The organism is Hydrogenophaga sp. 2FB, assembly GCF_005503365.1.
In the GTDB taxonomy this organism is placed as follows: Bacteria; Pseudomonadota; Gammaproteobacteria; order Burkholderiales; family Burkholderiaceae_C; genus Hydrogenophaga.
In genome coordinates this window covers 27,705-40,021 of record NZ_SCML01000013.1, presented here as the reverse complement: position 1 = coordinate 40,021, position 12,317 = coordinate 27,705, and the positions used below count along the sequence as shown (strand labels likewise).

Below are 12,317 nucleotides of genomic sequence, written 5' to 3'. Positions count from 1 at the left end.
CCTTCCGGCCCCACAACCCCGGAGGCATCGTCTTCCGGGGTTTTGTTTTTTCAGGTTCCACCATGTTCACGCGCACTTACGACAAGCTGATCGCCACGATTCCCGCCCGCCGGAACGTGGGAACCGTGCGCGTGCGCCCGTGTTCCGGCCGATCCATTCCGTCCTGAGCCAGCCCTGGTGAATCCATGCCGGGGCGGCTTGATCGTCCTGGCATGTGGACCCTCGAAAGGGTCCGGAAAGATTCACCATGAACCGCACCAACAACAACAACAACGGCATCCGCAACATTGGCATCATTGCCCATGTGGACGCGGGCAAAACCACACTTAGCGAACGCATCCTCTACTACACGGGCGAAAGCCACCGCATGGGCGAAGTGCACGACGGCGCCGCCCACATGGACTTCGACCCCGAGGAGCGCCGACGCGGCATCACCATCAATAGCGCCGCCACCACCGTGCATTGGCGCGACGCGCAGGTCAACCTGATCGACACACCCGGCCACATCGACTTCAACATCGAGGTGGGCCGCGCGCTGCGCGTGCTCGACGGCGCCGTGGTGGTGCTGGATGGTGTGGCCGGCGTGGAGCCGCAGACCGAAACCAACTGGCGCCTGGCAGACCGGCACGAGGTGCCGCGCATCGCCTTCGTCAACAAGCTCGACCGCGCGGGTGCGAACTTCGAACGCGTGCTCGCGTCGATGCGCGAACGCCTGGGTGTGCAGGCCATCCCGGTGCACCTGCCCATCGGCACCGAGGCCGAGTTCCGCGGCGTGGTGGACCTGGTGCGCATGCGTGCTCTGCTCTGGGAGCGTGACGATGCATCGCAACCGGTGCAGGAGGCCGCCATTCCCGCTGAACGCCTGGCCGAAGCCCAGGCGGCACGCGCGCGCCTGCTGGAAGCCGTGGTCGATCAAGACGATGAGGCCCTGGAGACCTGGCTGCGCGGCGAAGAGCCCTCGGTGGAACTGCTGCAGCGCTCCATCCGCGCTGGCGTGCGCAAGCGTGCCTTTGTGCCGGTGCTGGCGGGTTCGGCCTTCCGCAATCGCGGTGTCGAGCCGCTGCTGGATGCCGTGGTCGACTGGCTGCCCGCACCTGGCGAGCGCGAAGGTGTGACCACGGACCTCCACAGCGCGCCGCTGGCCGCCCTGGCATTCAAGGTGGTGGCCGACGAGCACGGCAGCATGGTCTTCGTGCGCCTGTATGCAGGCCGGTTGCGGCGTGGCGATTCGGTGCTCAACACCAGCACCGGGCGCATGGAACGCGCGGCCCGCCTCTACGAGATGCATGCCGACAAGCGCGTCGAACGCGACGAGCTGGTGGCGGGCGAGATCGCTGCGGTGGTCGGCTTCAAGGACACACTCACGGGCCAGACCCTGAGCGACCCCAAGCACCCGGTGCAGCTGGAGTCCATTGCGGTGCCGGAGCCGGTGATCCACATGGCGCTGGAGCCGCGCACCAAGACCGACCAGCAGGGCCTGTCCAAGGCACTGCAGAGCATGCTGCGCGAGGACCCGAGTCTGCGCGTGCGCCAGGACGAGGAATCGGGGCAGACCATTCTGTCCGGCATGGGCGAGCTTCAACTGGAGGTTGCCGTGCACAAGCTGCAAGAGCGCCACGGCGTGGGCGTGGTGGTGGGCCGTCCTCAGGTGGCCTACCGCGAGACCATTGCCACGGCAGTGGAGCTGGTGCATGTGCACAAGAAGCAGACCGGCGGCCCGGGCCAGTTCGCGCAGCTCACGCTGCGACTGGAGCCTCTGGAGCGCGGTGCTGGCGTGCAGTTCGAAAGTCGCATCGTCGGTGGCGCGATTCCCCGCGAGTTCATTCCCGCGGTGGAAGCGGGTATCCGGCGCGCGGCCGAAGCCGGTCCGGCTTCGGGCTACCCGGCCGTGGACTTCCGCGCCGTGCTGCTGGATGGCGCTTTCCACGAGCGCGACTCCTCGGCCATGGTCTTCGAGCTGGCGGCAAGCCATGCGCTGCGCGATGCCTTCGCCAAGGCAGGGCCGCGTCTGCTGGAGCCGGTGATGGCCGTGGAGGTGATCACGCCCACCGAATACCTGGGCGACGTGATCGGCGACCTGCACCGCCGCCGTGGCCAGGTGCGAGCGCATGACGTGCGCGGCACGGCCACGGTGGTCGATGCGCTGGTACCGCTGAAGGAGATGTTCGGCTACATCAGTACGCTGCGTGCGCTTTCATCGGGCCGGGCGCAGTACACGATGCAGTTCGATGGCTATCAAGTGGCGCCGGCGGCCGTGGCCGAGCTCGCTGCAGCTTGACCAGAAGGGTGCAATCTTGCGGGATTGCACCCTTATTTTTTGGCACATGCCTAGAGATCGGGCGCAAAGATGCCGGACATGCCCACGAAGTTCGGCTGGTGTCTGAAGTCCCAGATCCACCGCCGAATGGCGGGGAATTCGTCGAGCGCAATGCCCCCCTCGGGTGCCAGCGCGGCATAGGGAAAACAAGCCACGTCGGCGATGGTGGGATGGTCCGCCGCGAGCCACGTCTTTCCAGTGGCCTGGCGTTCGGCCAGGTGGTCGTCCAGGGTGCGGAAGACGGCTTTGGCGCCTTGCCGACAGGCTTCGATATCGACGTCATAACCCAACGCATCGTGCAGACGTGCCGCCGACGCGGTGCGGGTGATGTCATCTGCCGTGGCCAGCCAGAGGTGGATCTGCCCGCGCGTCTGGGGGTCTTCGGGATACCAGCGCCTGGCGGCATCGAAGCGAGACGCCAGGTAGACCAGAATGGCCTGGGCGTCGCGCAAGAGATAGCCTCCATCGTCGATGACGGGGATTTGCCCGTTCGGGTTGACCTGCTCCAGAAACCAGGCTTCCTTGTGTTCTCTCCCGGGGAAGAAGTTGACGGCCACCTTCTCGTGTTCGACGCCGAGTTGGTGCAGCAGGAAGCGAACCTTGTAGCAGTTGCCCGAGAGTTCGTAGTCGTAGAGTTTCATGGGTTCTCGTGAGGCTTGCGTTTTAAAGATCGAGCACCAGGCGCGGCGAGTGGGAGCGCGACGAGCACAGGATGATGTGTTGCCCGCGCTCGCGCTCGTCGTCCGACAGGAAAAAATCCCGGTGGTCTGGCCGGCCTTCCAGCACACCGGTCAGGCAGGTGCCGCACACCCCTTGTTCGCACGACACGGCAATGGCGCAGCCAGCGGCCTCCAGCGCCTGCACGATGGTCTGGTTGGCGCGCACCACGCACGAGACACCGCGTTGGGGCAGCACCACTTCGAATTCGGTATCGGCTTCCAGCGGTGCGGCAACGGCGCCCTGGAAGTGTTCGAAGTGAAGTCGCTCGGCATCCAGTTGCCGTGCGCCGATGGCGGCAACCGCATCCATGAACGGCTTGGGGCCGCACGCGTAGGCGTGTGCACCCGGCGCCAGGCTCGCCATGGCTTGCTCGATGTGCTGGCGCGTCTGTTCCACACCCAGCCCGGCGTGCACGTGCAGCCGCCCCGCGTTCTTCGCGGCCTGCAGCCGTTCGGGAAACGCCACGTGGCCTGTGTCGCGCACAAAGTAATGCAGCTGGTAGTCGGCCGACTCGGCGTGCAGCTTCTGCGCCATGGCCAGCAGGGGCGTCACACCGATGCCCGCGGCGAGCAGCAAGTGCGAACCCGCCGCGCCGGCAATGGGGAAATGGTTGCGCGGCACGCCCAGGTCCACCACATCGCCCTCCCCCAACGCGTCGTGGATCAGCCTGGAGCCACCGCGCGATTTTTCCTCGAGCTTGATGCCGAACACGTACGCATCGCGCTCGCCAGGGGCGTTGCACAGCGAATACTGGCGCAGCATGGGCGGCGCGCCGGCTTTCTTCAGTTTGAATTCAACATGGGCGCCCGGCTCGAAGGCGTCGAGCTCGCCGCCATCGCGGGGCACCAGCTCCAAACCCACCAAGTCGGTGGCGGTGGCCCACTTGCGGCGGATGACGAATGGCCTGCTGGCAGACATGGTGTGCATCTCCAGCTCAAGCGGGCAGCGCGCCAAAGCTCACGTTTCTGGACCTCAGCCAACGGCGAAAGGCCACGGAGGTGGCGTCGCAGCGCGCGGGGATTTCGGCGGTGGGCGCGAGCGGCATCCGCTTGGGCCGCTGGTTCTCCAGGATGGGTTTGTCCTGGCCAAAAATGGTGTGCTGGAACGCGATCAGCTCCGTGTCGCTCAACTGGTCTTCGAAGTACGCGAGCAACACGTAGGCGATACAGCTTTCCTCCGTCAGCGGCTGCACGAAGAGCGCGATGGCGTCCAGGGTGTCTTCGCGGTTGAAGCACGACTTGTAGAGCATCGCGGTCATCGGCTGCATCACGCGGAACCGGTACGCGGCCTGCAGGCCGGTGGTCGCTGTGGCCGATGTCTTGGGCTGGAAAAACTCGCAATCGGTCGCCCAGATCTCTTGCGTATCGGGTTCCACCTGCACCTTGTACGGCGTGACCTCGGTGTGTGGCACCTTGCCCAGGTAGCCGGTGTGAACGTACGGGAAGTGCCCCATGTCCAGAAAGTTCTCGACCATGCGCAGACCGGAGACGCTCACGCCAATGCCGTCGCAGTCCACGATGCGTCTTCCCGGCTCGCCGTGCTCGGGGAACGCAAACAGCGGCTTGGCGGGTTGGCCGCTGGGGCAGGCCCACACATAGCCATACCGGGTGTCGGTGAGAAGTTCGGCTTGGCCTTGGGTGACATGCGCGGCACCGGAGTCGTCGAGCCACACGCCCACAGGCGCGCCCAGCAGCTGGGTTTTTCGCGGGTTCTGGTGCGTGGTGCCTTTGAGCCGGGCCACCGGGCCCAGCGTCAACCAGTCGTTGAGAAAGTTGTCGTCCGTCGTCTGAAACGCCATGGGTGTCTCCTGGTGGTTATGCGGCTTCGAGGCGGCTGCGCAGCGAACGCAATGCGGCCAACACCGGGTGCAGCTCGGCGTCGTTCAGATCGCTGGCCACCCACGCATGCAGCATCGTCAACGTGCTGCTGGCCTGGTTCAGGAACAGGGTGACGTTGTGCCCGGACAGAGCGCCAGTCCACGTGCACGCGGCGCGCTCCTGCAGGCCCGACGCCCGCAGGCCCTGGGCTGCGTGGATGGCGTCGACACGCACGCTGAGCGTTCTGCAGAAGCGCCCGTCCATCTCCTGGGGCAACGGCGCAGGCAGTGGCTGATCGCCGGAGGTGCCGCGCTGGGCCACCCAGACCATGCCTTGGGCATCCACTGCCCGAAACGTCGCGGCGCCCACATGCCTGGGTGCGGGTTGATCGGGGTGCGCGGGAATGAAGCTGCACTTGCCGCCGTCGGCTTCAAACTCCCAGCCGTGGTACGCGCAAGACACGCGTCCCTTCAAGACGCGGCCCAGCGTGAAGCGGGTACCGCGATGGGGACACCGGTTCTCCCAGGCTTGCGGCGCACCTTCGGCCGATCGCCACAAGGCGATCTCTTCGTCGTGCGCAAACACGGCGGTGATGTGGTGGGCGGCCTGGATGCTGGTCGAGGGCGCTACGGGGATCCAGATCGGGTCTGTGGTCATGTGGGACAACTTCTTTCGGTGGGGTGCCGAGAAGTTATCCACTTTCAGGACGCGCCGAAAGAACGGCGTCGATACGTTGCGTTCCGTTTTTGTAACGTTGACGCCCCGGCCTCACCGCACGGGCGTCATGCTCACCCAGTTGTTGAAGGTGTCGATATCGGCAACGCAGCGGGCCATCAGGTCGACAAAGGACCGCACCTTCTGCCCCATGTACCGTTGGCGCTGGTACGCGCAGTAGAGCCGACGGGGCTCGGGCTTCCACTCGGGCAAGACGGGCACGAGGCTGCCCTGGCGCACCTCGGGCCGGGTGAAAAAATCCGGAAACAGGGCAATGCCGAACCCGTCGGTGCAGAAGGTCTTCATGACCCAGTGGTCGTTCGTGGTGAAGGACTCCTTGTGGCGCACCACGCGGCTGGCCCCACCCGAATGCAGCACGACCTCCGCGTCGTCCTGCGCGTCTTTCAACACGATGCTGCTGTGCTCGGCGAGTTGGTCGGGGGACTCCGGATGGCCGTGTTTCAGCAGATAGTCCGGGCTGGCGTACAGGCTATAGGTCAGTCGGCCCAGGAGCTTGCCCACCAGGTTGGGCAGGTCCGGCGGCCGCTCGCACACGTAGCAGTCCACGTCCTGTATCTGCGGCGCACTGTGACGGTTGGCAATGTTGAACTGGCACTGCAGGCTGGGGTGGACTTCCAGGAACACCTTGGCGACATGGCACAGAAAAGACGTGCCGAACTGCGAGTCCACCAGCAAGGAGAGCGTGCCGGACACGCCCGAGGTGAGGGCTTGAACGTCCGTGCGGGCGGTCTCCATGCGACCACTGACCTCGCTGAGCAGGTTTTCGCAGTGGAGGAAGTAGGCTCTGCCGGCTTCGGTGGGCGTCACCCGGCGCGACGAGCGAATCAGCAGCTGGCTCCCCAGGTCTTCTTCGAGTCGGGAGATGTGGCGGCTCAGCGTGGCCTTCGATATGCCCGTCACATCCTCGGCCTTCGTCAGGCTCCCACTGCGCATGACGTGAACGAAAGCTTCGATGGGCTTCAAATCAACGTTCATGTGTGCGGTTTCCTTCGTGGCATGGACGCGCCATTGTCAAGTCTGCGGATTGTTCCATCAATGAAAGGCTGCGTCTCAATCCCGTGGCTTACAGAGCGTTCGTGGAATCGCTACTGTGGCGACGTGCAACGACACGCACCGCCGAAAGCGGCCGATCCCCACCCTACGGAGACTCCATGAAAAAAGCGCTTGCCACTTCATTGCTGTCGGTCACCCTCCTGGCACTCACCGGCACCAGCACGACCCCGGCCGTCGCGGCCGAGCCGTTGAAAGTCGGGTTCGTGTACCCCAGCCCGGTGGGGGACACGGGGTGGGCCTATCAGCACGACATGGGCCGAAAGGAACTGGAGAAAGCCCTGGGGTCCAAAGTGCAGGTTCGGTCCATCGCCAGTGTGGACGAAGGCCCGGACGCCAGCCGCGTGGCGCGGGAATTGGCCAACGACGGGTTCGACCTGGTGTTTGGCACGTCCTTTGGCTACATGCGCCCCATGGCAGCGGTGGCCACCGGCACACCCGGGACGAAGTACGTGATTGCCAGCGGCTACCAGACGGCCGCCAACTTCGCCGGCTACAACGCCCGTTGGCACGAAGGGGGTTACCTGGCGGGTGTGCTTGCGGCGAAGACCTCCAAAACGGGTTCGCTCGGCTTCGTGGGTTCTTTCCCCGTGCCCGATGTCATGTGGTACCTCAACGCGTTCACCTTGGGCGCCCAGTCGGTCAACCCCAAGGTGGTCGTGCGCACCGTGTTCGTGAACTCCTGGTACGACCCACCGAAAGAGCGCGACGCGGCGCTGTCGCTGATCAACCTCGGCGTGGAGGTGCTGACCCACTTCACCAACACGCCTGTCATCGTGCAGGCCGCCGAAGAGCGCGGTGTCGCGGTGATTTCGTTTCACTCCGACATGCAGCGCTTCGCACCCAAAAACTACCTGACCGGCGTGAGCCACCAGTGGGGACCGTTCTACACCAGGGTGGCGCAAGAGGTGATTGCGGGCACCTGGAAGCCCGGCGTCTACCTGGGCGGTCTTGCGGAGGGCGTTGTCAAGCTCGCGCCCATGGGGCCTCGGGTGTCCAGAGAAGCGATGGAACTCGTGAAAGCGAAAGAGAAAGAGATTGCGAGCGGGAAGCTGAACGTGTTTGCCGGCCCCATCAAGGACCAGAAAGGGGTGGTAAGAGTGGCAGCCGGGTCCACGTTGCCCGATGCGGACCTGGGGAAGATGGACTGGTTTGTGAACGGCATCGTGGGTGGGCAGCGCCAGTAGCGCCCCGCCTCGCACGACGCTGCTCAGCCCGCCGTCGGCAGCACGTAGCCCGTGCCGAGCACCGTGCGGCCCTCGAGCAACGCGAACCTGGTCTCAGGCGTGAGCTGGGCCAGCGCCAACGCCGGCCGCACAAACTGCACCTCCAACGTGCAAGGCACTTCCGGCACCGGTTCCCCACCCGCCGGCACCGCCAGGCGCGTGGTGAAGGCCTCGGACCCCACCACCAACGCCCCCACGAAGTAGCCCGCGCGGATCGGCTGGCTGAGCAATGGCGTGTCGGCCGCCAGCAAGGTGAGTTCGATGCGCGCGTGGGGCTCGAACGCGGTGCCGGGCGCGAAGCCCGGCGGCAGGTTCTTCGGCGTTTTCGCGCGCTGCATCAGCCACCCGATGATGTTGCCGACGATGGGCAGCCACAGCACCATCAGCAAGGAGCCCAGCGTGCGCGCCAGCGACGGATCTGGCGCGAGCCAGCGCACCACGCCGCCGATGAGCGCGAACCCCAGCATCACCACGGTGATGATCTGGCGGCGGGTGGAAATGGTGGGTTGGGTCATGAGGCGGCGGTGGGATGGGAGGTGGAGGACGGGTGCGCTTCTTGGGACCCACGAAGGGAGTGCGCATCGTAGCCCAGACACCCGCCGTGTAGTCGCGTGTGTTGCCGAACAGACCGCGCTGCGCTGCGCCTTCAGACTGAATGCACGCGTGGCTTCGGCCGCGCGCGCCGTGCAGTTGGCACCTGCGTCCCCCACTCTTCACCGGAGACTCACATGAACTACGAAGAACGCGACACCCTCGGCATCTACGTCCGTGGCAAAGTCCTGGAAGGCAAGGTCCACCGCGGCCCCGGTCCGCATCTGATGGGCGCGAACACCTTGTTGGGCAACGATGTGGCCAACGCCCAGGACGACGACCTGGGCGACATCAAGGAATTCATGCTCGACATGGGCACCGGCCGCGTGGCGTATGCCGTGCTGTCGTTCGGCGGCTTTCTGGGCATGGGCGAAAAGCTGTTCGCCGTGCCCTGGGCGGCGTTGAAGCTGGACACGGTCAACAAACGCTTCGTGCTCGACGTGAGCAAGGACCGCCTGAAAGACGCGCCCGGTTTTGACAAGGACAACTGGCCCGACATGGCCGACACGACCTGGGAAAAGGGCATCCACGATTACTACGGCACGAAGCCGTATGTGGGCTCAGGTCTGCCCTGAAGTGCATGGGCGTGAAGCCCATGCGGCGCGGCGCTACGGCATGTAGAGCTCGGTGGAATCGACCTCGCGTCCTGGCGCCACGCCGCTGACCATGCGCTTCCCTCGTCTGTGGCCCTAGGCCCTTTTGGCAGGAGGCGAACCGCCCTCTGGAAACATCGCGCCGAGGGCGTTGGTCAACTGGATCGCGGGGCCCACACTGCCATCGTTCTGGGCGGACAAGTGGTCCCGAATTCGCTTGCCCGCACCGGCGTTCAGGCTCTTTTGCAGCGTCTTCAACTGCGACTCGCCGATCGGCCCATGACCCAGTTCCTCGTGGAGCACCGCCTGGATCCACTGGGTGGATTCGGTCGTTCCGAGCGGCGTCTTCAGCGCGCTAAAAAGTCTCTCGGCCGCTTGTGCCTTGGTCAGGAAATCCATCAGCGCTTGTGCTCCATTGGCCGCGCGCGCCTGGCGCACGGCCGTTCGCAGCGAGGCTTTGAAGGCTGATTCGGCATCTTGCTTGCGTTTGTCGACCGCGGCTGCTATCGCCTGTTCGGCATCGGCGACGGCCAGTGGCTTGTCTTTCAACCGGGCGATGTCCTCGGCCATCGTTGCGAGCTTTGCAGCGTCCTGACGCTGGACGTTGAATGGTCCCTTTCCCAGCAGGCTCTCGGTGGTTTTGATTTCGTTGGCTTTGATATGGGAAAGCACATCGTTCTTCAGCCCCTGCACGTGCACGGTGTCGACGTTCTTCACCGGGTTCTCCAGGAGAAAGTCGACGTCTTCTTTCAGCGCCTTGAGTTCTGGCCCCTCCATCGCTTGCAAGGCCTGCGGGCTCACTCTTTCCAGCGACTTGATCGCGCGACTCTTGAGTTCGTTGACGACCGTGTCGCCATAGTCTTTGAAGTCTTTGAGAGCACCCAGCTTGTAGTGCGTTCCCGGGAGCACGGTGTCATCGCTGTCGCTTTTTTGGGCCTGGTCGATCAGCGAGCTGGCGAGGTCGCGCACGTCTTTGAGTCCGACCAGCATCGCCTTGTCCGTGGCCCATAGCGTCACCGGGCGTACCGCCCAACGCGCCTCACCCTCCAGGTTCAGGTGAACCAACTGGTGGCGCAGCGCCTCCGACTTGACCGACATGTCCAGCTGTTGCATCACGGGATCTGATTGCACCCTCCCGTTTAGCTGTTGGATGTCGGGATCCGATGAAGGCTGCTGACATTGGGCCAGCACATCTTTCAAGGTCGCGAGTTCGGCGACGGTCAGTGCAGCCAGTTGTTTGAGCACAAGCGCCCCGCGAAGTTGGGCGGCGGAATCGGATGGGTTCGTGGTCTTTGGCGGGATGGAATTCAGTGCATGCGTTACCTTCTCGCACGCCATCATTGCGGTCGCGGGGCGCTTCGACAACGCGAGCTTGATGACGTTGCCAAGCGCCTGGTCTGCCACGTTCAGCGCCGCCTTTTCCTGCTGCTGTGCAGCCCGTCCCGCCTTGTTGGTGCGGCTGCTTCCCGCCGTGACGATCTCAACGAAACGCGCCACTGTGTGCCGCACCACGGAGCGTGCGCTGCGCCTTTCAACGGCTGGAACATCGGCAACCCCGGGCTGGCCGCTCTTGGGACCCGTCTTCGCGACGGGCTGCTTGCCCAACACGGCGTTAAAAAATTGATGGACCGTGGTCACGGGAGTCCTTTGCTGGCGGGATACTGCATGAGTAACGCCAGCGCGCATCGGGTTCCTGGTTTGTTGTGTCTCCGACGTTGTCTTGTGTTGTCGATCAAGGCGCGGAATGCGGTGAGATGTCTGCGGCCTTTCAACCGTACAAGCGCGCCGGGTTCTCCCCGAGGATCCTGTCGACCACGGACGCATCGCCCGTCCAGTCCTTGAACAGGGCCAGCAAGTCCGCCGCGTCGGGGGCGGGCTTCACGTTGAGGTGCGGCCAGTCGCTGCCCCACACGAGTTGATCGGCATGGGCCTGGATCAGCGCCTGATGAAACACGCGGCCTGCTTCCTGCCATTGCGGCATCGGCAGCGACAGCAGGTTGCGGTAGGCGCAGAGCTTGACCCACACATGCCCTTCGCTCAGCAGTCGCAACAGCGTGGCGAAGCCCGGTTCGTCGATGCCGCTGTTCACATCGAAGCCCGCCATATGGTCGAGCACCACCGGCACGGGCAGGCTGCGCAGCGTGTCGGCGATGGCGGGCAGCACCTGCCGGTCGGTCCACAGCTCGGCGTGCAGCCCCGCGTCGGCCAATGCGGGGGCCATGGCGATCAGGTCGTCCAACGACGCGCTGCCAGCGAAGTTGGCTGCGGCACCGCCACGGTGGCTGTAGCGCAAGGCCCGCACGCCTTTGGATCGCAAGTCCTTGAGGTTCAACGCCGTGTTGGCCTGGGCCACCAGCACACCGCGCCACTGCGGCCGTGCGGCCAGCGCGGCCAACACCCGTCGGTAGTCCGTGCCGTAGGCGCTGGGATGCACGAGCACGCCGTGCGCCATGCCCAGGCGTTCGAGCAGCGCGGCGTACTGCCGCTCCAGGGCTTCCGGGGGCGTGTAGGTGCGCTCAGCGGCGAGCGGGTAGTCGGCATAGGGGCCGAACAGGTGGGCGTGGCAATCCCAGTGGCCTGCCATCGTGGTGCGCATGGGGCCGCTCACGCCGGTTCGTCTTGCGGGCGCGGGAACGCGGGCTCGACACCGGCGGGCAACGGGATTTCGTGCGCGTTCAAGGTCATCGCGACCAGTGTGTAGTAACCCACCAGGGCCGTGAGTTCGACCGCGCCACGCTCGCCCAGCGCGGCCACGGCCGCGGCGTGCGTGGCGTTGCTCACCGAGTGGGTCTGGTTCAGTTCGAGCGCGAACTGGTAGATGGCCGCGTCCGTGGCGTCCAGGCCTTCGGGGCGGCGTTGCGCCAGCAGGGCTTCGATGACGCCCTGCGGCAAGCCCGCCTTCTCGGCTTCGGGGACGTGCGCGAACCACTCGAAAGGCGAGCGGCAATGCCGGCCGGTGATGAGGATGGCCAGCTCCGACTGGCGCGGCGTGAGCGTGGTCTGGTAGCGCAGCAGCGCGCCCAGGGCTTGCCAGCGGTCGGCCAGCTCGGCGTTGTGCAAGGCGGCGCGCAGCGGGCCTTTGATTTCGCCGCGCGGGCCGGACACCACCTTGTTGTGGACGGCCAGTTGTTCGGGCGACATGGTGTCGGGGCTCGGGAAGGAAAGGCGCGGCATGGTGTGTCTCGTGTTGTGCGGGGGAAAAACCAGCGCACAAGCTTAAGGGGCTGCCGCGCCCGCTGCCATCACCTCATCGGCATGGCAGCTTTGC

At 65.2% G+C, this 12,317-nt stretch carries 12 protein-coding genes; 3 read left to right on the top strand and 9 right to left on the bottom strand.

Translation table 11 applies throughout. From position 1 onward, the window contains the following. Positions 1–247 precede the first annotated feature (247 nt). On the top strand, positions 248–2,278 hold the full coding sequence (gene fusA, locus FFS09_RS09925; protein ID WP_137918706.1) for an elongation factor G: 2,031 nt from the start codon (positions 248–250) through the stop codon (positions 2,276–2,278). 50 nt (positions 2,279–2,328) lie between these two features. Here fusA and FFS09_RS09920 read toward each other — a convergent pair whose 3' ends face one another. The 5 genes from FFS09_RS09920 to FFS09_RS09900 all read right to left on the bottom strand — a co-directional run bounded on the left by FFS09_RS09920 (position 2,329) and on the right by FFS09_RS09900 (position 6,564). Further along, positions 2,329–2,958: a glutathione S-transferase family protein gene (locus FFS09_RS09920; RefSeq protein WP_137918705.1), complete on the bottom strand. Its 630-nt coding sequence runs from the start codon at positions 2,956–2,958 to the stop codon at positions 2,329–2,331. A gap of 22 nt (positions 2,959–2,980) precedes the next feature. Next, positions 2,981–3,955, bottom strand: coding sequence for a PDR/VanB family oxidoreductase (locus FFS09_RS09915; protein WP_171019953.1), 975 nt, complete (start codon positions 3,953–3,955; stop codon positions 2,981–2,983). Between the two features lie 16 nt (positions 3,956–3,971). Then, complete coding sequence (locus FFS09_RS09910; protein WP_137918703.1) at positions 3,972–4,835, bottom strand: aromatic ring-hydroxylating oxygenase subunit alpha; 864 nt, start codon at positions 4,833–4,835, stop codon at positions 3,972–3,974. A 16-nt stretch (positions 4,836–4,851) separates the two neighbouring features. Beyond that, positions 4,852–5,511, bottom strand: a complete 660-nt coding sequence (locus tag FFS09_RS09905) for a Rieske 2Fe-2S domain-containing protein (protein WP_137918702.1) — start codon at positions 5,509–5,511, stop codon at positions 4,852–4,854. 111 nt (positions 5,512–5,622) lie between these two features. Further along, complete coding sequence (locus tag FFS09_RS09900; protein WP_137918701.1) at positions 5,623–6,564, bottom strand: LysR family transcriptional regulator; 942 nt, start codon at positions 6,562–6,564, stop codon at positions 5,623–5,625. Between the two features lie 176 nt (positions 6,565–6,740). Here FFS09_RS09900 and FFS09_RS09895 point away from each other — a divergent pair, with 176 nt between their 5' ends. Further along, the gene (locus FFS09_RS09895; RefSeq protein WP_137918700.1) at positions 6,741–7,826 is read left to right on the top strand and encodes a BMP family ABC transporter substrate-binding protein; all 1,086 of its coding nucleotides are present in this window, start codon (positions 6,741–6,743) and stop codon (positions 7,824–7,826) included. 23 nt (positions 7,827–7,849) lie between these two features. Here the strand turns inward: FFS09_RS09895 and FFS09_RS09890 are convergent, their stop codons facing one another. After that, positions 7,850–8,380 carry a hypothetical protein gene (locus tag FFS09_RS09890; RefSeq protein ID WP_137918699.1) on the bottom strand — a complete coding sequence of 177 codons (531 nt, stop codon included), beginning with the start codon at positions 8,378–8,380 and terminating at the stop codon, positions 7,850–7,852. Between the two features lie 213 nt (positions 8,381–8,593). Between FFS09_RS09890 and FFS09_RS09885 the strand changes: the two genes are divergently transcribed. Next, positions 8,594–9,031 (top strand): PRC-barrel domain-containing protein, encoded by a 438-nt coding sequence (locus tag FFS09_RS09885; protein ID WP_137918698.1) that lies wholly within the window; start codon positions 8,594–8,596, stop codon positions 9,029–9,031. A 114-nt stretch (positions 9,032–9,145) separates the two neighbouring features. Here FFS09_RS09885 and FFS09_RS09880 read toward each other — a convergent pair whose 3' ends face one another. The 3 genes from FFS09_RS09880 to FFS09_RS09870 form a co-directional block, all read right to left on the bottom strand. Then, the gene (locus FFS09_RS09880; RefSeq protein ID WP_137918697.1) at positions 9,146–10,687 is read right to left on the bottom strand and encodes a hypothetical protein; all 1,542 of its coding nucleotides are present in this window, start codon (positions 10,685–10,687) and stop codon (positions 9,146–9,148) included. A 130-nt stretch (positions 10,688–10,817) separates the two neighbouring features. Then, positions 10,818–11,645: an amidohydrolase family protein gene (locus FFS09_RS09875; RefSeq protein WP_137918696.1), complete on the bottom strand. Its 828-nt coding sequence runs from the start codon at positions 11,643–11,645 to the stop codon at positions 10,818–10,820. Positions 11,646–11,653: 8 nt separating this feature from the next. Further along, the gene (locus FFS09_RS09870; protein WP_137918695.1) at positions 11,654–12,223 is read right to left on the bottom strand and encodes a carboxymuconolactone decarboxylase family protein; all 570 of its coding nucleotides are present in this window, start codon (positions 12,221–12,223) and stop codon (positions 11,654–11,656) included. Between the last annotated feature and the right edge of the window lie 94 nt (positions 12,224–12,317).

Bases quoted from the DNA above. Each gene is read 5' to 3' on its own strand.
- FFS09_RS09900 (WP_137918701.1), bottom strand. From the start codon at position 6,564: ATGAACGTTGATTTGAAGCCCATCGAAGCTTTCGTTCACGTCATGCGC.
- FFS09_RS09915 (WP_171019953.1), bottom strand. From the start codon at position 3,955: ATGTCTGCCAGCAGGCCATTCGTCATCCGCCGCAAGTGGGCCACCGCC.
- fusA (WP_137918706.1), top strand. From the start codon at position 248: ATGAACCGCACCAACAACAACAACAACGGCATCCGCAACATTGGCATC.
- FFS09_RS09895 (WP_137918700.1), top strand. From the start codon at position 6,741: ATGAAAAAAGCGCTTGCCACTTCATTGCTGTCGGTCACCCTCCTGGCA.
- FFS09_RS09870 (WP_137918695.1), bottom strand. From the start codon at position 12,223: ATGCCGCGCCTTTCCTTCCCGAGCCCCGACACCATGTCGCCCGAACAA.
- FFS09_RS09885 (WP_137918698.1), top strand. From the start codon at position 8,594: ATGAACTACGAAGAACGCGACACCCTCGGCATCTACGTCCGTGGCAAA.
- FFS09_RS09875 (WP_137918696.1), bottom strand. From the start codon at position 11,645: ATGCGCACCACGATGGCAGGCCACTGGGATTGCCACGCCCACCTGTTC.
- FFS09_RS09905 (WP_137918702.1), bottom strand. From the start codon at position 5,511: ATGACCACAGACCCGATCTGGATCCCCGTAGCGCCCTCGACCAGCATC.
- FFS09_RS09910 (WP_137918703.1), bottom strand. From the start codon at position 4,835: ATGGCGTTTCAGACGACGGACGACAACTTTCTCAACGACTGGTTGACG.
- FFS09_RS09920 (WP_137918705.1), bottom strand. From the start codon at position 2,958: ATGAAACTCTACGACTACGAACTCTCGGGCAACTGCTACAAGGTTCGC.
- FFS09_RS09890 (WP_137918699.1), bottom strand. From the start codon at position 8,380: ATGACCCAACCCACCATTTCCACCCGCCGCCAGATCATCACCGTGGTG.